Source organism: Paraburkholderia diazotrophica, assembly GCF_900108945.1.
GTDB lineage: Bacteria > Pseudomonadota > Gammaproteobacteria > Burkholderiales > Burkholderiaceae > Paraburkholderia > Paraburkholderia diazotrophica.
Genome location: NZ_FNYE01000003.1, coordinates 292,767 through 312,078, shown reverse-complemented (window position 1 = coordinate 312,078; position 19,312 = coordinate 292,767). Strand labels below are relative to the sequence as shown.

Genomic DNA, 19,312 nt, shown 5'->3' with positions numbered 1-19,312 from the left:
GGTGCATCGTACCGGAGTTTCGCGGACGCGCTTTCAACGCGCATCGCTCGATACGAGGCCGTCAACCCATCAAACGCTCAGATACGCGCGCCGGACGACATCGTTTTGCGCGAGTTCGCGCATCGTGCCGCCAAAGCGTATCTGGCCTTTTTCCAGCACATAAGCACGATCGCTGACCAGTTCCGCGAAATGCAGGTTCTGCTCCGATAGCAGGATCGATAACCCTTCGCGCTTCAGTTCGAGAATCATGTTCGCCATCTGTTCGACGATCACGGGCGCGACGCCTTCGGACGGCTCGTCGAGCAGCACCAGCCACGGATTGCCCATCAGCGTGCGCGAGACCGTCAGCATCTGCTGCTCGCCGCCGCTCATCTGGCCGCCGGGGCGCTTCGGCATTTCGCCGAGATTCGGAAAGAGCCTGAAGAGCTTGTCGGGCGTCCATGTAGGTGCGCCTTCGCGTGGCGGCTGACGTCCCGTGTCGAGATTCTCCATCACCGTCAGATCCGAGAACACGCGGCGGTCTTCCGGCACGTAGCCGAGCCCCATGCGCGCGATCTTGTGCGATGCCAGCGCCGAGATAGCCGCGCCGTTGAATTGAATGATGCCTTCACGGCGCGGCACGAGGCCCATGATGGCTTTCATCGTCGTCGACTTGCCCGCGCCGTTGCGGCCCATCAGCGCGACGACTTCGCCGCGCGCCACTTCCAGACCCACGTCGAAGAGGATATGCGCGCGCCCGTAGTACGCGTTCAGTTTCTCGACCTTCAGCATTGGTGCGTTCATGCGCGCGGCTCCGTTTGCGTCGCGCCGTCGGGCGACAGCGATGCGCGCGGCTGGAACATCTTGCCCGTGCCGAAGTACACGGCCTGCACGTTCGCGTCGTTGCGTACCGTGTCCGCGTCGCCTTGCGCGATCAGCCTGCCGCGCGCAAGCACGATCACGCGGTCCGCGTACGAGAACACCACGTCCATGCTGTGTTCGGTGAACAGCACGCCGATCCCGCGCTCAGCGACGAGACGCTTCGTCAGCGCCATCAGATCGTTGCGTTCCTTCGGCGCCATGCCCGCGGTCGGTTCGTCCATCAACAGCAGCTTCGGACGATTGGCAAGCGCAATGGCGAGATCGACGCGCTTGACGTCGCCATACGCGAGCACGCTGCACGCGCGCCGCGCATGCGCGGCCATGCCGACCTGATCGAGCAGCGCCATTGCTTCGTCTTCGAAGCACGATGCGGCCGGCTTCCATAAACCGTATAGACGCTTTTCGCGCGACACGAGCGCCATCTGCACGTTTTCGAGCACGGTCATCGAATTGAAGGTCGCGGCGACCTGAAACGTGCGGCCGACGCCGCGCCGCCAGATATCGCGCGGCCTCATGCCGACGAGTTCATGGCCGTCGAGCACAACGGAGCCATGTGAGGGACGCAGTTGTCCGTTGACGATGTTGAAGCACGTCGATTTGCCCGCGCCGTTCGGTCCGATCAGCGCGAGCAGTTCGCCGGGCTGAACGTCGAACGAAACATCATCGACAGCCTTCACGCCGCCGAACGACATCGACAGATTCGATACGCGCAGGAGACTCATCGTCCGCCTCCTGTTGCTTGCCGATGCCCTGCTTCGTTCGAATCGTCGCGTTCGAAGCGCTCGCGCACAAAGCCCACGATACCTTGCGGAAACGCGATCACGAGCAGCAGGATCGCGGCGCCGAGCAGCGCCTGCCAGTAGTCCGTCTGCCGCGCGACGGCATCCTGCAGCCACGTGAACAACGCTGCGCCCGCAACGGGCCCCGTCAACGTCTGAATGCCGCCGAGCAGCACCATCACGAGTCCATCGACGGAACGGCTCACGCTGATCACTTCCGGCGAAATCGTGCCTTTCGAAAATGCGTAAAGCGAGCCCGCGAGCCCGCAAAACAGCGACGCGATCACGAATGCGGCCCACTGCACGCGCTTCGTGTCGATGCCGATCGCTTCGGCGCGCAACGCAGAATCGCGCGACGCGCGCATCGCGTAGCCGAGCGGCGAAAACAGCATGCGGCGCAAGAGCCACACGCCCAATGCGGCGCACGCGAGCGTCAGATAGTAGTACGCGACGGGCGACGACAGCCAGTTCGATGGCCACAAGCCGAGGATGCCGTTGCTGCCGCCCGTCACGTCATCCCATTGATAGACGACCGACCACACGATCTGCGCGAACGCGAGCGTGAGCATCGCCAGATACACACCCGACAGCCGCACGCAGAACCAGCCGAACACGAGTGCGCCGAGCACGGCCAGCGACGGACCGAGAACGAGCGCCGCTTCCATCGGCAGATCGAGCACTTTCAGAAAGAGCGCGGCGCCATAGGCGCCCAGGCCGAAATACGCGGCATGGCCGAACGAATGCATGCCGCCCGGACCCATGATGAAGTGCAGACTCGCGGCGAACAGAACGGCGATCAGGATTTCGACGAGCAGCACGGGCATGTACGGGAATGCGTTAGCTGCGAGCGGCGCGAGCGCGAGCACGGCAAGCACGCAGATAGCCAGCCACTTCAGATGCTTGCCTGCGGGCTTGAGCGGCGCTTCGGCAACGGACATCGCGCGCACGGCGGACGTCGCGCGCCCGAGCAAACCCCAAGGTCGCACGACGAGCACGACGGCCATCACGACGAACTCCGCGACCAGCGTGAAGCGGCTCAACGAAAGATCGACGCCTAACAGCGAAACATGTCCGATGCCGATGCACAGCGCCTTGATTTCAGCGATCAACAGCGCCGCGATGAACGCACCGGGGATCGAGCCCATCCCACCGACCACCACGACGACGAACGCGTTGCCGATGGTCTCGAGATCGAGCGACAGATTCGCGGACATGCGCGGCCCCTGCAACGCGCCGCCGAGCCCCGCGAGAAACGCCCCGACGAAGAACACGCCCGTGAACAGCCACGCCTGATCGATGCCGAGCGCGCCGAGCATTTCGCGATCCTGCGTTGCAGCGCGCACGAGCGTGCCCCATCGCGTATGCGTCAACGCGTACCACAGCAGCAGAAGCACGAGCGGCCCGATGACGATCAGCGCGATGTCATACGTGGGCAGCCGGTGGCCAAGCAGCTCGACAGCGCCCGCGAGATGCGGCGCACGCGGGCCGAACAGGTCCTGCGGCCCCCAGATCGCGAGCGCGGCGTCGCGAATGATCAGCACGAGCGCGAACGTCGCGAGCAGATGGAACAGCTCGGGTGCCTGATAGATACGCCTCAGCACGAACAGCTCGACGAGCGCGCCCAATATGCCCGTCGCGAGGGCGGCCGCAAGCATCGACAGCCAGAAGCCTGCGTCGCTTGCGCCGAAGCGGCTCGCAAAGCTGTACGCAACGTAGATGCCCAGCATGTAGAACGAGCCGTGCGCGAAGTTGACGATGCGCGTGACGCCGAAGATCAGCGAGAGGCCCGCCGCGACGAGAAAGAGCGCGGAGGCGTCGGCGAGTCCGTTGACGAGTTGGACCAGCAGGTTGGGGAGCATCGTGCCCGTCGGCGTTGAGTTGCGATGGGCTGCATCATATACAGGAAATGGGAGAGGGTTGCAGGCGCATTAGTATCCGCGACGGCCTTTCTTTGAATTACCTTGTCCGCCGCAGATTCAAACAATCAGTCCTTGGCCGATTCCCCATCCTGCTCACGAAACACCTTATCAGCAAGATGAAACGCCGAATTCGCCGCCGGCACCCCACAATAAATAGCCGTCTGCAACAACACTTCCTTCACCTGATCCCGCGTCACGCCATTATTCCGCGCGGCACGCAGATGCAACGCCAGTTCCTCGCTGCGGTTCAACGCAACCATCATCGCAATCGTCAGCAGACTGCGCGTATGACGCGGCAAGCCATCGCGCGTCCAGATCTCGCCCCACGCATAGCGTGTGATGAAGTTCTGAAACTCTTCCGTCACTTCCGTGCGGTTCGCAATCGACCGGTCGACGTGCGCATCGCCCAGCACCGCGCGACGCACGCCCATGCCCGCTTCGTAACGTTGTTCGTCGTTCATCGCTGCCCCTTCAGGAAATCGAGCACGGTCTTCGTGAACGTGTCCGCCACTTCGACGTTCGAAATGTGCGACGCGTCCAGCTCGACGTAACGCGCACCCGCGATCCCCGCGGCCAGCTCGCGGCCTTGCGCGGGCGTCGCGGCCAGATCGTGCGTGCCGGAGATCACGAGCGCAGGCGCCTTGATGCCGTGCACTTCGGGACGCAGGTCGGTCGCGTTGATGGCTTCGCAGTTCAACGCGTAGCCTTCCTTGTCGGTATGCACGAACACATCGCGGATAAAGCCGAAAACGATCGGCTCTCGTGCGATGAATTCGGCCGTGAACCAGCGCGGCAGCACGGCATCCGCCAGCGCGAGCATACCTTCGCTGCGAGCGCGCGCCGCGCGCGGCACCCACACTTCCGGCGAGCCGATACGCGCAGCCGTGTTGCTTAGCACGATGTGATCGATGCGGTCCGCGTGACGCGCCGCGAGGCCGATGCCCGTCAGCCCGCCCATCGACACGCCGCAAAAATTCGCGCGCGCGATCTTCAACGTATCGAGCAAGCCGATCACGTCGCCCGTCAGATGCTCGATCGTGTACGGCCCCTTCGGCGCTTCCGAGTGACCGTGGCCGCGCGTGTCGTAGCGCAGCACGCGGAAGTGCTTCGAGAACTCGGCGACTTGCGGCGTCCACATCGACAGATCGCTGCCGAGCGAGTTCGACAGCACGAGCCACGGCGCGCTGCCGTGACGGTCACCGTCGATCCGATAATGAAGCTCGATGCCATTCACTGCGGCGTAGGGCATTCCTTTACTCCTGATGTTGTGTCACGCGTTCTTTGCGCGCGGTATGAAGAGCCAGCACGGCGTCCACGAAAGCGTGCGCGCTGCCGACGTAATGAGCGGGATCGAGCAGACGTCGCAATTGCTCGACGGGCAAGTGTCGCGTGACGGATGCATCGGCGGCCAGCACATCGAAGAGTGTCTTGCCGGACTTCACCGCTTCCTTCGACGCCTGCTCGACGAGATGATGCGCATCGAGCCGGCCGATCTTGTCGCCAAGCGCGAGCATCACCGCTTCGCCGAGAATCAGGCCGTGCGTCACGTCAAGATTCTCCGCGAGCCGCTCGGCGTTCACTTCGAGCCCTTTCGCGATCTGCTCGATGTTCGCGAGCGCGCCGCCCGCGAGGCGCGCGAGATCGGGCAGTGCATCCCACTCCGCCTGCCAGCCACCGAGCGCGCGTTCGTGCTCCTGCACCATGCCCGCGAACACCGTCGCGACGAGACCGGGCGCGCGCGTCGCCGCTGTCAGCACGGCCGCGCAGCCGACGGGGTTGCGCTTGTGCGGCATCGTCGATGAACCGCCCTTGCCGGCCGCGACCGGCTCGCCGAGTTCGCCAAGTTCCGTCTGCATTTGCAGCGAGATGTCGCGCGCGATCTTGCCGAGCGTGCCGATCAGCATGCCGAAAAACGCTGCCGTTTCGGCGATGCGATCGCGCTGCGTGTGCCACGGCACAGCGGGCATATCCAGTTTCAACTCTTTCGCCAACGCTACGGCAACCGCGCCGCCCTTGTCGCGCAAGCTCGCAAGCGTGCCCGCCGCGCCGCCGAATTGCAGCACGAGCGCGCGTTCGCGCAGCGCGTCGAGCCGCTCGCGATGACGCAGCAGCGCATCGAGCCATTGCGCGAACTTCAGGCCGAGCGTGATGGGCAGCGCCTGTTGCAGCCACGTGCGGCCGATCATCGGCGTCGCGCGATGCTGCTGCGCGAGCGCGGCGATTGCGTCGCATGTCGACGATAAAGCGCCGTCAAGCAGATCGAACGTATCGCGCAATTGCAACACGGTCGCCGTATCGATGATGTCCTGGCTCGTCGCGCCCCAATGGACGAATTTCGACGCTTCCGCATCGGCGTCTTTCACGCGCGCGGTCAGTTGCTTGACGAGGGGAATCGCGAGGTTGCCGCCGAGCGCGGCATCGTGTGCGAGCGCATCGGCGTCGAGCTTGTCCGCGTGACACGTCGCTTCGATCGCGGCGACGGCCGACTGCGGAATCACGCCATGCGCAGCCGATGCACGCGCGAGCGCGGCTTCGACGTCGAGCATCCGTTGCAACGTCGCGCGCGGCGACCAGATGTCGTTCATCGGCTGCGTGCCGCAGATCAGGATGGTCAGGCGGGCGCTGGCTTCTAGCATGATGGTCGGTGCTTCGGGATGAATGCGCGTCGGTATTGCGACTGAATGCAGCGCCTGAATGCAGCGCCTGAATGCAGCGCCTGAAAGCGCGTGGCGTTCGGCTTCATTGTCGCCGAACGCCGCGCGCAGGTCACGCGCGCTCTTGCGCGCGTTTTCCCGCGTTTTTCCTTTATGCAGTTGACCGGCGTTGCGCGAGCCTCACGCCGCGCGAGCCTGCTGCGTGCCGTCGATCAGCGCGACGCCCGTCAGCTTTTCCAGTTCCGCGAAGTCGATATCGGAGAAGATCTCGCGTACCACGAGGCCGTCATTCGTCACGTCGATCATCGCGAGGTCTGTATAGATGCGGTCGACGCAGCCGACGCCCGTCACAGGATACGAGCACTCCGCGACGATCTTGCTTTCGCCCTGCTTCGTCAGATGCTCCATCATCACGAACACCTGCTTCGCGCCGATGGCCAGATCCATCGCGCCGCCCACGGCGGGAATCGCGTCGGGCGCGCCTGTGTGCCAGTTCGCGAGGTCGCCTTTCGCCGACACCTGGAACGCGCCGAGCACGCAGTAGTCGAGATGGCCGCCGCGCATCATCGCGAACGAATCGGCGTGATGGAAGAACGCGCCGCCCGTCAGCAGCGTGACGTGCTGCTTGCCGGCGTTGATCAGTTCGTCGTCTTCCTCGCCTTTCGCGGGCGCCGGGCCCATGCCGAGCAGGCCGTTTTCGCTGTGCAGGAAGATTTCCTTGTTCGCGTCGAGGTGGTTCGCCACCAGCGTCGGCACGCCGATGCCGAGGTTCACATAAGCGCCTTCAGGAATGTCCTGCGCGACGCGCTTCGCCATTTCATCGCGGGTCAGTCGTTTCATGTCGGGTCTCCTTCCTTCAGGCGGCTTGCTCTGGACGCTGCGATTGATGCGCCGCTTGCGGCACTTCGACGACGCGCTGCACGAAGATGCCCGGCGTCACGATCACTTCGGGATCGAGCGCGCCGAGCGGCACCACTTCCGACACCTGCACGATCGCCGTCTTTGCGGCGCTCGCCATGATCGGCCCGAAGTTGCGCGCGGTCTTGCGATAGACGAGGTTGCCCCAGCGGTCGCCCTTATATGCCTTGATGAGCGCGAAATCCGCGTGCAGCGGCGATTCCAGCACGTAATGCTTGCCGTCGATCACGCGCGTTTCCTTGCCTTCGGCGAGCTTCGTGCCGTAGCCCGTCGGCGTGAAGAAGCCGCCGATGCCCGCGCCCGCCGCGCGGATGCGCTCGGCCAGATTGCCTTGCGGCACGAGTTCCAGCTCGATTTCGCGGGCGCGATAGAGTGCGTCGAACACATACGAGTCGGTCTGACGTGGGAACGAGCAGATGATCTTGCGCACGCGCTTCGCCTTGAGCAGCGCCGCGAGACCCGTGTCGCCGTTGCCGGCGTTGTTGTTGACGATCGTGAGTTCTTTCGCGCCCTGTTCGATGAGCGCGTCGATCAGTTCGGAAGGCATGCCCGCCGTCCCGAAGCCGCCGATCATGACGGTCGCGCCGTCATGCACGTCGGCGACCGCCGACTGGAGTGACTCGAAAATCTTGTTGATCATGTCGAATTTCCTCTGGAACGCGTCGTTCCGCGCGTCACGCGACCCGCCGACCGCTCGACGGAATTGCGCGCCGGACGGTCTCCACGTCCGCTTTCGTCCTTCATGGCGCTGCTGACGGCATGCAGACCTGCTGCAGGCCGCATGTGTTTGGTTCGCCTTGCGCTTCTGCCGCGCATTGAATGCCCGAAAAGTTCATACTACGAACACAGTTTCGTTTAGCGAACGTACCGGCGCATTATGGTTTGCACGCGCGTCTCTTGTCAAGGCAACGGATTCGTGGTTTGCCCTGGCGGGCGTTGCGTGGGCCTGGGTTCCGATGCCCCATGTCCATCATCGAACGCAAGTCCCGCATCATTCTCCGCCAGCATCTGGGAGGCCGCATCGGAACGCGCCGGGTCGCCGTCGGCGCTTTCCCTGATATGCGATAGCGCGATTGCCAGGCTAGGTTGTATACGGTTTATCGATAATATGCGGGCCATTGCAAAGTCCGCGTCCCAGCATGGCCGAACTCGATCTCAACCTGATCCCCTACCTCGTCGCGCTCGAAGACATGCGCAACGTGAGCCGCGCCGCCGAGCGTCTCGGCGTGAGCCAGCCGCGCGTGAGCACCGCGCTCGGCCGGCTGCGCGAGTACTTCAACGATCCGTTGTTCGTGCGCACGTCGCGCGGCATGGAGCCGACGCCGCGCGCGCTCGCGCTGATACCCGCCGCACGCGAGGCGCTCGCGCGCATCGAAAAAGGCATGCTCGAAACGCAGGACTTCGATCCCGCGACGTCGACGCATACCTTCTCGCTCGCGCTGTCCGATGTCGGCGAGATCGTGTTTCTGCCGCGTCTGCTGCAGCTTTTCGCCGAGCGCGCGCCGCATGCGAACCTGCGCTCGGTGTCGCTGCCGCCCGCGCTGGTCGAACGCGGTCTGGAGTCGGGCGACATCGATCTGGCCGTCGGCTACTTTCCCGATCTGTCCGGCAACAACTTCTTCCAGCAGCGCCTCTTCACGCACCGCTTCATCTGCCTGCTGCGCAGCGATCATCCGCTCGCAGGCGCGCCGCTCACGCTCGAGCAGTTCGTCGGCCTCGGGCATGCTGTCGTGCGCGCCGAAGGACGCAGCCAGGAAGTGCTCGAACGATATCTGGAGAAAAAGCGCATTCGCCGCCGCGCCGTGCTGGAGACGCCGCACTTCATGAGCCTGCCGTTCATCCTCGCGCGCAGCGATCTCGTCGCGACGGTGCCGCATGCGATCGGCTTCGCCTACGTATCGGAACACGCGTCGATCACGCTGGTCGAACCGCCTTTGCCGTTGCCCCGTTTCGACTTGCGCCAGCACTGGCATCGCAAGTTCCACAACGATCCGCGCGCGAGCTGGCTGCGCGGCGTCGTCGCGGAGCTGTTCAACGATGCGAAGGACGAGTGGCCGAAGTAGCGCTTCAAAGCGGCGCCCCGATCACACGCATATCCATGTCGGGCGTGGGGTCGCGAAACATGGAACAATGCCCCAACGTGCGATGCGCGTTTTACTGGAACTGGAGCGAGGGATGACTACGAAGACAAAAACACCCGCCGATACACCCACCCGTCCGACCCGCGAGGAAGCCGAAGATGCCGTGCGCGTGCTGCTGCGCTGGGCCGGCGATGACCCGCGCCGGGAGGGGCTGATCGATACGCCGGCGCGCGTCGTGCGCGCGTATGAGGAATTTTTCGCGGGCTACGACGTGGAGCCTCGCGACATTCTCGCTCGCACGTTTTCTGAAGTGGACGGCTACGACGAAATGATCGTGCTGAAGGACATTCGCTTCGAGAGCTATTGCGAGCATCACATGGTGCCCATCATCGGGCGCGCGCATGTCGCCTACTTGCCTGAGCATCGCGTGGTCGGCATTTCGAAGCTCGCGCGGCTGGTCGATGCGTTCGCCAAGCGTCTGCAGATTCAGGAAAAGATGACCGTGCAGATCGCCGATACGCTCAACGAAGTATTGCAGCCGAAGGGCGTCGGCGTGATTCTCGAAGCGTCGCATCAATGCATGTCGACGCGCGGCGTGCACAAGGCGGGCGTCGAGATGGTCACGTCGCGCATGCTCGGCACCTTCCGCAGCGACCCATCGACGCGCCGCGAGTTTCTGTCGATCGTCAATAGCCCGACTGCGATGAGCGTGGCAAATACCTGAGCGGCTGCAGAGCCTGCTCTTTCCAACTCGCATTCGGACGCGCCGCCGGGTCGAAACGTCGCATCGAAACGTTGTGACGCTGCGTTGAGCCGCCAGCCCTAACCCGCCGCGCGTCGCGCGCTCATCGGCCTGCCTTGCCCGAACGTCGCGAGCAACATCGCCATGAGCACGCACGCGACGCCCATCAACTGCGCGCGGCTGATCGGCTCGTGCAGCACGCCGGCCGCAAGTGCAAGCGTCGATACGGGCACGAGTGCCGTCACAAGCCCCGCCTCCGCGCCGCTCACGCGCGCGGCGCCCGCGTACCACAGCACGAAGCCCAGCACCGTCGGCACCAGCGCGTAATAGACGACGCCCGCGAGCGCCGCCGTCAGGCTCGCGTCGAGTGGCAGGCGCCACGGCGCTTCGAAGCATGCAGGCACGATGGCGACGACAAAGCCGATCCCGCTCATCAGCGCCGACAGCGGCAACGCGGCGACAGGCGTGCGCAGCTTGCGGTTGAGCAGAATGAAAAGCGCCTCGCAGACGACGGCCGCGAACACCAGCGCGTTGCCCGCGAGAGAATGAGCGCCGTGCGGCGCCGTCAGATCGTCGAGCCGCACGGTGCAGGCGAGCACGCCACCCGTAGCGAGCACGATCGCGCCGAGGAGCGCAGGCGACGGCCGCTCGCCGAGCGCCAGCGCGGCCACAGCCGCCGATACGGCCGGCAGCGTGCCCGCGATCACGCCTGCATCGGCGGCCGAAGCGAGCCGCATCCCGCCGATCAGGCAAACCGTATAGCCGACGCTCCCGGCTCCCGCCTGTGCGATCGCGAGCCACCTGTCGTGCGTATCGAGCTTCGGCCACGAAAGCCTCCGTACGCGCATCATCGCGACGAAGATCGGGAACGCAATCGCGAAGCGCAGCGCGGTCGCCGAGAACGGCGGCAAGCCGCCCGCGATCGCCTTGCTGACGACGACCGTGCTGCCCACGCCGATCATCGCGAGCGCGCAAAAGAAGTAACCGACATAGCGCGCATGCATGCCGCGTCTCCTCATATCGAATGATGCGAGGAGCGTACGGCGCGCACGAACGCGCGGTCTTGAACGTTATTGCAGAGCCTATGCGGAGCAACCGCGCGAGTCAGCGGACAGCGGCCGCATAGCTCGCAGGCGTGATGCCGAGAAGCCGCACGAAGGCGCGTGTCATGTGGCTCTGGTCCGAGAAACCGGCGCAGACGGCGGCATCCGCGAGCGCCGTCCCGCTGGCGATGAGCCGCCGCGCGAGCGCGACGCGCCGCTGCATCCGGTATGCGTGCGGCGGCAAGCCGACGTCATGCGCGAAGCTGCGCAGCAACTGGAAGCGGCTCATGCCCGCTTCGGCGGCGAGGTCAGCGAGCGTCGCGGACGACGCGGGATCGTCGTCGATGCGGCTTCTTGCCCGCGCAATCGGACCGACGCGTTTGCGCTCGGGTGCGAGCGGCGTCGCGTGATGACGGCCCACGTGTGAGAAGAGCGCGAGCAGCGCTTCTTCGCATGCGAAGTCATCGAAGCCCGCTCGTTCGTTCGCTGCACTCACCGCAACCGAGTACAGGCGCGTAAAGCACGCGGACAGTTGCGGATCGTTGAGCACTGGCCGCGTCAGTTCCACTTCGCGCAGGGGCGCATGCGCGCATTCGGCGAGCGTCGCGTACACGAGCGACGGCTCGAAGTACAGCATGCGCCACGCGCGTCCGTGTTCGTCGAGCGGACTGCCATCATGCACTTCGCCGGGATTGACCGTGATGACATCGTTCGCGCGCGCTTCGACGGGCCCGCGCCCGCTTGCCGAACGCTGCCCGCCCGCGACCACGACACCGATGCCAAAGCGATCGTGCGAGTGACGCGCGAACGCATGCGTCGTATGCGCGGCCGTCGCTTCGACGCCGTCGAGCGCACAACGCAGCATCTGAACGCGTCCACGCGGCTTCATCGTTTCATTCGCTCATATCAAAGGGACGCGGTTCGAATGGTGCGATCAATCGTGCAATCGAACATTCATCCATCAACGCCGTCCTTCGTCGTTGCGCGTGCGCTCGCCTTCGCGGATCTTGCCTTGCGACACGCTGCTGCCAGCCGGCACGCTATGCGTGAGCCACACATTGCCGCCGATCACCGAGCCGCGTCCGATTGTCACGCGACCCAGAATCGTCGCGCCCGCATAAATGACGACGTCGTCTTCGACGATCGGGTGGCGCGCGTTGCCCTTCACGAGCGTGCCGTCTTCATCTGCGGCAAAGCTTTTCGCGCCGAGCGTGACCGCCTGGTAGAGGCGCACGCGCTCGCCGATGATCGCCGTTTCGCCGATCACGACGCCCGTGCCGTGGTCGATGAAAAAGCTCGGGCCGATCTGCGCGCCGGGGTGTATGTCGATGCCCGTCGCCGAATGGGCGATCTCGTTGATAAAGCGCGCGAGCAGCGGCACGCCGAGCCGATGCAGCGCATGCGCGAGCCGGTGATGCGTCATCGCCCAGACGCCCGGATAGCAGAGCAGAATTTCCGTGATGTGCTGCGCGGCGGGGTCGCCGATGTACGCGGCCTGGATATCGCTGACAAGCAGTGCGCGAATGGCGGGCAACTGCTTGCCGAAATCGCGCGCGACATTGAAGGCACGCGCGCTCAGTTCGGCGTCCGTGGTCTCGGCGTGCTCGGGCAGAAAGCGCAGCGCGCGGCGAATCTGTTCGGCGAGCAGGCGCAACGTGCTTTCAAGCGTATGGCCGACGTAGTAATCGACGCTCTCGTCGGTCAGATCGGGCGCGCCGTAGTGCGTCGGGAAAAGCGCGGCGCGCAATCCGCCGACGATGTTGATCACGGCATCGCGCGAAGGCAGTTCGCGAATGCCGCGCGGATGGCGCGTGCGATGCAACTCTTCACGCGACGCGCGCAAATCGGCGACGATCTGTTCGAGGCCCCAGTTATGAGAAGAAACATTTGACATGGCGACAACATCGTTCGCGCACGGGGCGCGATGAGAGTGAACTGTCCCCGGAGATTACCGCGTTTCGCCACGTGCCGTGCGGCACTCGTGCGCCTCGCATAGCGCATGCGCGATGCGGCGCGGCTCGCGTCATGTGCGGCAGTGTGCAGCTAGAGATGTGCCAAACGGCGAGCAATGCAGCGTGCTAGACCGTCAGGCTGCTCGCGTCGATCCAGCGCACGGCCCAGTCGCGCGCGTGCGCAATAGCAGCGGCTTCGTCGGTGAAACGGAGGTCAGTGGGGAAGAAACGGTTCGCGACCAGTTCGCCGTCGCTGGAACGCGATACGACGACATACGGTTGCCATGTTCCATCGCCCGCGCGCGCCGGCGCGCAGTTAAGCAAGTAGCCACGATGTGTGAATGCAGCATCAACGTGCATGAGTCACCCGCCCCTGACTGCCCCATAGATGGTCCTTATGGTTCTCTCACGAGTGCAGTGCCGTGGGCTGAAACAGTCCGCGCGGTCGCCGCGGTCATGCTGGGTGTTGCTGCGCTCGTCGAACAAGAATCATACTCTGTAGAAATTGGACGTCCACGAAAAAAATTAGCAAAAATTTGCCGGTCGCCCGAACGACCGTCGCGCGTGGTTCGACACGTTATCGTACGCTCACGCGGAACGGGTTTTGCTCCTATCCTATGTTTGGGACCACAAGCAAAGGAGGACACAACATGAGCCTCAATACACGCCCGGTGCCCGCGACGCAGTCCGGAACCGCTGCGGCGCGCAGCGCCGAAATGCATAACGATCGCACGCACGACAGCACCGTCGATACCGACAGCAAGAATCACGAAGCCGCGCGTATCGCGGGTCAGGCGCCCATCGGCCCCGATGAGATCACGACAAGCAACGCGACGCTCGTCAACAGCGTGCCCGACGATCCGTTCGCGGAGCTGGCGGGATTCGATAGCCGTATCGGTGGCAATCATCTGCTGCTCGCTGTGGAGCCGGGCTATCGCGTGATCGACAAGGGCATGATCGCGCCCGAGACAGTCGAGCGCTTCGACGACCGATTCCACCGGTCTTATTCGCATACGGGAGATCAGTTGCGCGGACGCATGCACTTCGCGCTCAACCATCAACGGCCGACGCGGGTCATCGAAATCGAACGCGACGAATAAGCCGTTTCGGGTGGCGCGTCAATCCGTTGACGCGTCACTACCGTTTGCAAGCTTTCATGCGGCTGGCGCGGCGCGCATTTTCACGTTGGCGTTTCAATCGCGCGTTAGCCGCTCTCGCGGCGTTCGTCTGTGCGATGGCGAACGTTTGCACGCTCTGGCGTAATCGTCGCGCTTAGTGCTTCACTTCACTGCACACTCACGGATGTGCGATTTGAAACTCCCAGTTTCATGACCTCATCGCGTACACGCCTTTTTCAACGGTGTTTCAGTGCGCATAATCGGCGCATCTCTTTGACATCACGGAGCAGCACATGGGCAAAGTCGTTGTGATCGGCGCAACGGGCACGCTGGGCCAGGCCGTCGCCGCCGCATTGAAGGCGCGTCACGAAGTGATCGAAGTGGGCGCGACACGGGGTGCGCATCACGTCGACAGCACGGACCCGGCGAGCATCGAACGGCTGTTTCAGGAAATCGGCAACGTCGATGCAGTGGTAACGGCGACGGGGAAAGTCCATTTCGGGCCCTTGACCGAGATGACGATCGAGCAGTTCTGGATCGGCCTGCGCGACAAGCTGATGGGACAGATCAATTTCGTGCTCGCCGCGCAAAAGTACGTGAACGACGGCGGCTCGTTCACGCTGACGAGCGGCATTCTCGCCGACGAGCCGATCAGCCAGGGCGTCAGCGCGACCACCGTCAACCTCGCGCTCGAAGGCTTCGTGCGCGGCGCGGCGATCGAGCTGCCGCGCGGTATCCGCATCAACGTCGTCAGTCCGACCGTGCTGACGGAGTCGATGGAAAGCTATGCGCCGTTCTTCCGCGGCTTCGAACCCGTCGACGCAAGCAAGGCCGCGCAGGGTTATCTGCGCAGCGTCGAGGGCGCGCAGACGGGGCGGGTTTATCGCGTCGGCTACTGAGCGTCGGCTATTGAGCGTCGGCTATTGAGCGTCGGCTATTGAGCGTCGGCTATTGAGCGTCGGCTGACGCATGCCAGCCGACGCGTACAGGCGAGCGGGCGCGCCTACGCCCGCTGTTCCTTGACGCGCGACACGATCTGCGTCGGGCTCACGAACTGCAGTGCGATCAACACCCAGATCAGCGTGATCGCCATATAGATCATCGCCATTGCGTCGATCGATTGCGGCGCGCGCACGCCCGTCGAAAACACCGCGTAATACAACGCGACGACGAGCGTTTGCGTCGACGGCCCCGCTGTGAAGAACGTCAGCTCGAACATGCCGATCGTGCGCACCAGCACGAGCAGACCCGCCGCGAGCATGCCCGGAACCAGCAACGGCAGCAGCACATAGCGGAAGTAGCGGAACGTGTTCGCGCCGAAAATGCGCGCCGCCGATTCCAGATTCGGATCGATCTGCTCGATGAACGGCGTCATCACGAGAATGACGAACGGCAGCGCGGGCACGAGGTTCGCGAGGATCACGCCGGCAAGCGTGCCCGCGAGCCCGATCTTGTACATCACCGTCGCCATCGGAATGCCGTATGTGACGGGCGGCACCATCAGCGGCAGCAGGAACACGAGCATCGCGAAACGCTTGCCGCGAAACTGCACGCGCGCGAGTGCATATGCGGCGGGCACGCCGAGCAGAATCGACAGCAGCACCACCGCGCCGACCACTTCCACCGTCACCCACAGCACGGCCGCCAGCTGGAAGTCGCTCCACGCCTGCGCGTACCAGTGCAGCGTGAAGCCCTGCGGCAGCAGCGTGCCGAACCAGCGCGTCGCGATCGAGTTGACGGCGACCGTCGCGATCAGCAACACGATGTTCAGCAGAAAGAAAATCATCGCGCCCCAGACAAGCGCCTTGTACACGCGGTCGCGCAGACTGACGTGCGGTTTCATCGACTTGACCGTTTGCCCTTGCGGCGCGGCGGGCCACGGATGTGCGACTTGACGATCGGTTGCCATCAGCCCTTACCTCCCGTCGCCGGTCCGCTGTAGAAGAAGCGGCGCGCGCCCAGCATCGCGGCGACGATCACCAGTTGCACGAATCCCATCACGATCGCAATCGCCGAAGCCAGCGAGTAATCGTAGTTTTCGAACGCGGCCTCGGCGGCGGCGATCGACATCACACGCGTCGGCCCGGCCGGCGCGCCGAGCAGCACCGCCGACGGAAACACCGAAAACGCCTGCACGAACGACAGGCACGCCGCCATCGTCAGCCCCGGCACGAGCAGCGGCAGATAGATCTGCCGGAACTGCTGCCATGGATTCGCGCCGAGCGTCGCGGCGGCGCTCGCGAGCGTCGGGTCGATGCCCGTCACGTACGACAATGTGAGCAGGAACGCGAACGGAAAGCCCGACACGATCAACGAGATCAGCACGCCCCAGAAGTTGTGCGTGAGGCGCACTTCGTCGGTGTAGAGATGCAGCCCTTGCAGCGCCTGCGGAAACCAGCCGTTCGGGCCGAAGTACGTGAGCATGCCGTCGGCGATCAGCACGGTGCCGAGCGTGATGGGAATCACGAGCAGCGTCGTCACGAACTTCTGATACGGCGACGGACGGCGCAGCGCGAACGCGACGGGCACCGACACGCCGACATTGATCAACGTCGCGGGCACGGCGAGCTTCAGTGTGACGAGGATGGTTGGCCACATCGACGTGTCGCTGAAGAACTTCGCGTAGTTCGCCCACATGCCGCCGCCTTCCATCGGGCTGAACGACAGCGCGAGCCCGTAGACGAACGGATAGACGAAGAGCGCAAGGATGAACAGCAAGGCGGGCGAGACGAGCCACGCCTTGCCGTCGCGCGGCGCAGCGAGCGCTCGCGAAGCGGCGGACGTCACCGTGCTCATGACGGTTCCCCGTCGTAGACCAGCGTGCGCGCCGGCGGCACGCGCAGCGTGATGCGCTCGCCTTCGGTGAATTCGCCCGCGACACGCGCCCACAGTTCGCCGAATGCGCTCCTCACGCGAATCAGCGAATCGCGGCCGCCGTATTCGACGGTCGTCACCTGCGCATCGAACGCGTTCTCCGCGCCGGGCGCGGCGCGCTCCATGTCCTCGGGGCGCAGCGCAACCGAAACACGTTTGCTGCTGAAACCGTCCATCGCCATGCCGACGAGACGCACGCCGTTCGCCTCGACGGCCACGCCTTCGCCCTGCGTGCCTTCGAGCGTGAATGGCAGCACGTTGCGATACCCCATGAAGCGCGCGACGTGCAGATTCTTCGGTCGTCCGTAGACTTCCTTCGGCGTCGCGACCTGCTGCACGACGCCCTCTCTCATCACGACGATGCGGTCGGCCATCGACAGCGCTTCGTCCTGGTCGTGCGTCACGTAAATCGTCGCGCGATCCAGTTGCGTGTGAATGCGGCGAATCTCGGCGCGCATTTCGATGCGCAGCTTCGTGTCGAGATTCGACAACGGCTCGTCCATCAAAATGAGCGGCGGCTCGATCACGATCGCGCGCGCAATCGCGACGCGCTGTTGCTGGCCGCCCGACAGTTGGCCCGGCAGCTTCTTCTCGTGGCCGATCAGTTGCACGAGTTGCAGCGCTTCTCGCGCGCGCTTCGCCGTTTCCGCCTTTGCGACGCCGCGCATCTTCAGGCCGAAGCCGACGTTGTCGAGCACCGACATGTGCGGAAACAGCGCGTAGTTCTGGAACACCATGCCGAAGCCGCGCTTTTCAGGCGGCAGCACGTCGATGCGTTTTTCGTCGAGCCAGATGCCGCCGCCCGACAGCGGCTGCAAGCCCGCGATGCAGTTGAGCGCCGTCGACTTGCCGCAGCCCGACGGCCCCAGCAACGCGATGAACTCGCCGCGGCGGATATTCAGATCGAGCCCCTGCAACGCGGCCACCGGCTGCCCTTCGGCATTGACGAAATTGCGGCAGACGGACTCAAGGCGCAACTGCTCAAATTGATGCTTCATGGTCGCTTCCCTACGATGTTGCATGACAGCGCCGCGAAGCACGGTCTGCTCGCGGCCTGCCCTCACGATCGCCGATGCGCGCATGACGCGCACAACATGCAAGATACGCGCGCACCGGCTGCTCCGCCTGGCGCGGTGACGGGTGCGCTATCGGTCTTATTTCGTTTTCTGCGCGCCGACTTCGCGGTCCCACTTCTGGAACGCCGCCACCATAGCCGCCGCGTTCAACGGCAGAGCATGCGGACGATCGGCGAGCAGCTTCGCGTATTCCGGACGGCCGAATTTCTTCAGCACTTCCTGGCTGTGCTCCGGCGCCTGCGCTTCCGTCACGCCCTTGATGGCCGGGCCCGGATAGAAGTAGCCGTCGTCATAGGTCATCGCCTGCTGCGCGGGCTCCAGCATGAAGTTCATCAGCTTGTAGAGCACGTCGAGCTTTTCCTTCGGCACGCCCTTCGGAATCACCATGTAGTGCGCGTCGTTCACCCACGTCATGTTGTCGAGCGCCTGCACCTTGAATTCGGCCGGCACGATGCCGAGTGCGCGAGGATTGATGTCCCAGCCCGTCACCGTGACGGTCATGTCGCGCGTGCCTTCGCCCAACTCCTTCATCACGGCCGACGTACCGCCCGGATAGTAAGGAATGCAGTCGTTCAGCTGCTTGAGAAACGCCCACGTCTTGTCCCAGCCGTTGACGGGATCTTTCGGGTCTTTATCGCCGAGCACATACGGCAGACCCATCAGGAACGTGCGGCCCGGGCCGGAATTCGCGGGACGCGCGTAGATCAGCTTGTTCGGATGCGCCTTGCACCACTGCAGCAACTGCTCGGGCGTCTTCGGCGGATCGCTGACCTTCGCGGGGTTGTATTCGATCAGCGGACCGGCCGGCATGTACGCGACTTCGACGCCGAAGCCTTGCGCGATGTCCTGCATCTTGCGCGGACCCGGCGCGTACTTGTCGAGCACGCCGGGCAGTGCAGCGCTCTGGTCGGGCAGCAGCTTGATCCACAAGTTCTGTTCGATGCCGGCGGCGAGCGCGTCGGTGCCCGTCAGCACGAGATCGATGTCCGAGCGGCCGGCGGCCTGCATCGCCTTGATCTTGCCTGGCAACTGCGGCGCGGGCGCGTTCGTGTACGTGATGTTGGGGACGAGATTCGGGTACTTGGCCTTGAAGGCTTCGAAGCCTTTTTGCGTCAGTTGAAGATCGCCGGCCACGTCGACGATGTTGAGCGTGACGGCATCGGCCGCTCGCGCCGTTTGTGTGAACCCCGCGACTGCCGCACCGACAGCCACGCACAGACCTGCCAACCTCACTGACACCCTGCCAGAAAAAGTCATTTCGTCTCCTCGCCTCTTGGTATGGAACGTCCGCCGAC

Annotated in this window: 20 protein-coding genes; 4 read left to right on the top strand and 16 right to left on the bottom strand. The window is 64.3% G+C overall.

Annotated features, from left to right (window positions below):
- Positions 1–69: 69 nt before the first annotated feature.
- The 8 genes from BMW76_RS06220 to BMW76_RS06185 all read right to left on the bottom strand — a co-directional run bounded on the left by BMW76_RS06220 (position 70) and on the right by BMW76_RS06185 (position 7,771).
- Positions 70–783, bottom strand: coding sequence for an ABC transporter ATP-binding protein (locus tag BMW76_RS06220; protein ID WP_090864147.1), 714 nt, complete (start codon positions 781–783; stop codon positions 70–72).
- Positions 780–1,583, bottom strand: coding sequence for an ABC transporter ATP-binding protein (locus BMW76_RS06215; protein WP_090864145.1), 804 nt, complete (start codon positions 1,581–1,583; stop codon positions 780–782). Before BMW76_RS06215 ends, BMW76_RS06220 begins: the two co-directional genes overlap by 4 nt.
- Positions 1,580–3,499, bottom strand: coding sequence for an ABC transporter permease (locus tag BMW76_RS06210; protein ID WP_090864143.1), 1,920 nt, complete (start codon positions 3,497–3,499; stop codon positions 1,580–1,582). Before BMW76_RS06210 ends, BMW76_RS06215 begins: the two co-directional genes overlap by 4 nt.
- A gap of 125 nt (positions 3,500–3,624) precedes the next feature.
- Entirely contained in the window at positions 3,625–4,020 is a 396-nt protein-coding gene (pcaC, locus tag BMW76_RS06205) for a 4-carboxymuconolactone decarboxylase (protein ID WP_090864141.1), read from the bottom strand.
- Complete coding sequence (gene pcaD, locus BMW76_RS06200; RefSeq protein WP_090864139.1) at positions 4,017–4,808, bottom strand: 3-oxoadipate enol-lactonase; 792 nt, start codon at positions 4,806–4,808, stop codon at positions 4,017–4,019. The genes pcaC and pcaD overlap by 4 nt, the downstream gene beginning before the upstream one ends.
- Positions 4,809–4,812: 4 nt before the next feature.
- Positions 4,813–6,195 carry a 3-carboxy-cis,cis-muconate cycloisomerase gene (locus BMW76_RS06195; protein WP_090864137.1) on the bottom strand — a complete coding sequence of 461 codons (1,383 nt, stop codon included), beginning with the start codon at positions 6,193–6,195 and terminating at the stop codon, positions 4,813–4,815.
- 198 nt (positions 6,196–6,393) lie between these two features.
- The gene (locus BMW76_RS06190) at positions 6,394–7,053 is read right to left on the bottom strand and encodes a 3-oxoacid CoA-transferase subunit B (RefSeq protein ID WP_090864135.1); all 660 of its coding nucleotides are present in this window, start codon (positions 7,051–7,053) and stop codon (positions 6,394–6,396) included.
- 16 nt (positions 7,054–7,069) lie between these two features.
- On the bottom strand, positions 7,070–7,771 hold the full coding sequence (locus BMW76_RS06185) for a 3-oxoacid CoA-transferase subunit A (protein ID WP_090864133.1): 702 nt from the start codon (positions 7,769–7,771) through the stop codon (positions 7,070–7,072).
- A 499-nt stretch (positions 7,772–8,270) separates the two neighbouring features.
- On the opposite strand from BMW76_RS06185, the gene BMW76_RS06180 reads away from it, so the two are divergent.
- Entirely contained in the window at positions 8,271–9,194 is a 924-nt protein-coding gene (locus tag BMW76_RS06180; RefSeq protein WP_087738100.1) for a LysR family transcriptional regulator, read from the top strand.
- Positions 9,195–9,306: 112 nt separating this feature from the next.
- Positions 9,307–9,936, top strand: a complete 630-nt coding sequence (folE, locus tag BMW76_RS06175; protein WP_090864131.1) for a GTP cyclohydrolase I FolE — start codon at positions 9,307–9,309, stop codon at positions 9,934–9,936.
- A gap of 98 nt (positions 9,937–10,034) precedes the next feature.
- Here the strand turns inward: folE and BMW76_RS06170 are convergent, their stop codons facing one another.
- From BMW76_RS06170 to BMW76_RS06155, 4 genes are all read right to left on the bottom strand, one after another.
- Positions 10,035–10,958 (bottom strand): DMT family transporter, encoded by a 924-nt coding sequence (locus tag BMW76_RS06170; RefSeq protein WP_090864130.1) that lies wholly within the window; start codon positions 10,956–10,958, stop codon positions 10,035–10,037.
- A gap of 100 nt (positions 10,959–11,058) precedes the next feature.
- Positions 11,059–11,886, bottom strand: a complete 828-nt coding sequence (locus tag BMW76_RS06165; RefSeq protein WP_090864128.1) for an AraC family transcriptional regulator — start codon at positions 11,884–11,886, stop codon at positions 11,059–11,061.
- Between the two features lie 72 nt (positions 11,887–11,958).
- Entirely contained in the window at positions 11,959–12,891 is a 933-nt protein-coding gene (gene epsC / locus BMW76_RS06160) for a serine O-acetyltransferase EpsC (protein WP_090864126.1), read from the bottom strand.
- A 184-nt stretch (positions 12,892–13,075) separates the two neighbouring features.
- On the bottom strand, positions 13,076–13,309 hold the full coding sequence (locus tag BMW76_RS06155) for a hypothetical protein (RefSeq protein ID WP_090864124.1): 234 nt from the start codon (positions 13,307–13,309) through the stop codon (positions 13,076–13,078).
- Between the two features lie 290 nt (positions 13,310–13,599).
- Between BMW76_RS06155 and BMW76_RS06150 the strand changes: the two genes are divergently transcribed.
- Both BMW76_RS06150 and BMW76_RS06145 read left to right on the top strand, forming a co-directional pair.
- Complete coding sequence (locus BMW76_RS06150) at positions 13,600–14,049, top strand: DUF3005 domain-containing protein (RefSeq protein WP_090864122.1); 450 nt, start codon at positions 13,600–13,602, stop codon at positions 14,047–14,049.
- 311 nt (positions 14,050–14,360) lie between these two features.
- Complete coding sequence (locus tag BMW76_RS06145) at positions 14,361–14,966, top strand: short chain dehydrogenase (RefSeq protein ID WP_090864120.1); 606 nt, start codon at positions 14,361–14,363, stop codon at positions 14,964–14,966.
- A gap of 104 nt (positions 14,967–15,070) precedes the next feature.
- Here the strand turns inward: BMW76_RS06145 and BMW76_RS06140 are convergent, their stop codons facing one another.
- From BMW76_RS06140 to BMW76_RS06125, 4 genes are all read right to left on the bottom strand, one after another.
- Positions 15,071–15,976 (bottom strand): ABC transporter permease, encoded by a 906-nt coding sequence (locus tag BMW76_RS06140; RefSeq protein ID WP_090864118.1) that lies wholly within the window; start codon positions 15,974–15,976, stop codon positions 15,071–15,073.
- Positions 15,976–16,863, bottom strand: a complete 888-nt coding sequence (locus BMW76_RS06135; protein ID WP_090864117.1) for an ABC transporter permease — start codon at positions 16,861–16,863, stop codon at positions 15,976–15,978. The genes BMW76_RS06140 and BMW76_RS06135 overlap by 1 nt, the downstream gene beginning before the upstream one ends.
- Positions 16,860–17,939: an ABC transporter ATP-binding protein gene (locus BMW76_RS06130; RefSeq protein ID WP_090864357.1), complete on the bottom strand. Its 1,080-nt coding sequence runs from the start codon at positions 17,937–17,939 to the stop codon at positions 16,860–16,862. Before BMW76_RS06130 ends, BMW76_RS06135 begins: the two co-directional genes overlap by 4 nt.
- Positions 17,940–18,095: 156 nt before the next feature.
- The gene (locus tag BMW76_RS06125) at positions 18,096–19,274 is read right to left on the bottom strand and encodes an ABC transporter substrate-binding protein (protein WP_090864115.1); all 1,179 of its coding nucleotides are present in this window, start codon (positions 19,272–19,274) and stop codon (positions 18,096–18,098) included.
- Between the last annotated feature and the right edge of the window lie 38 nt (positions 19,275–19,312).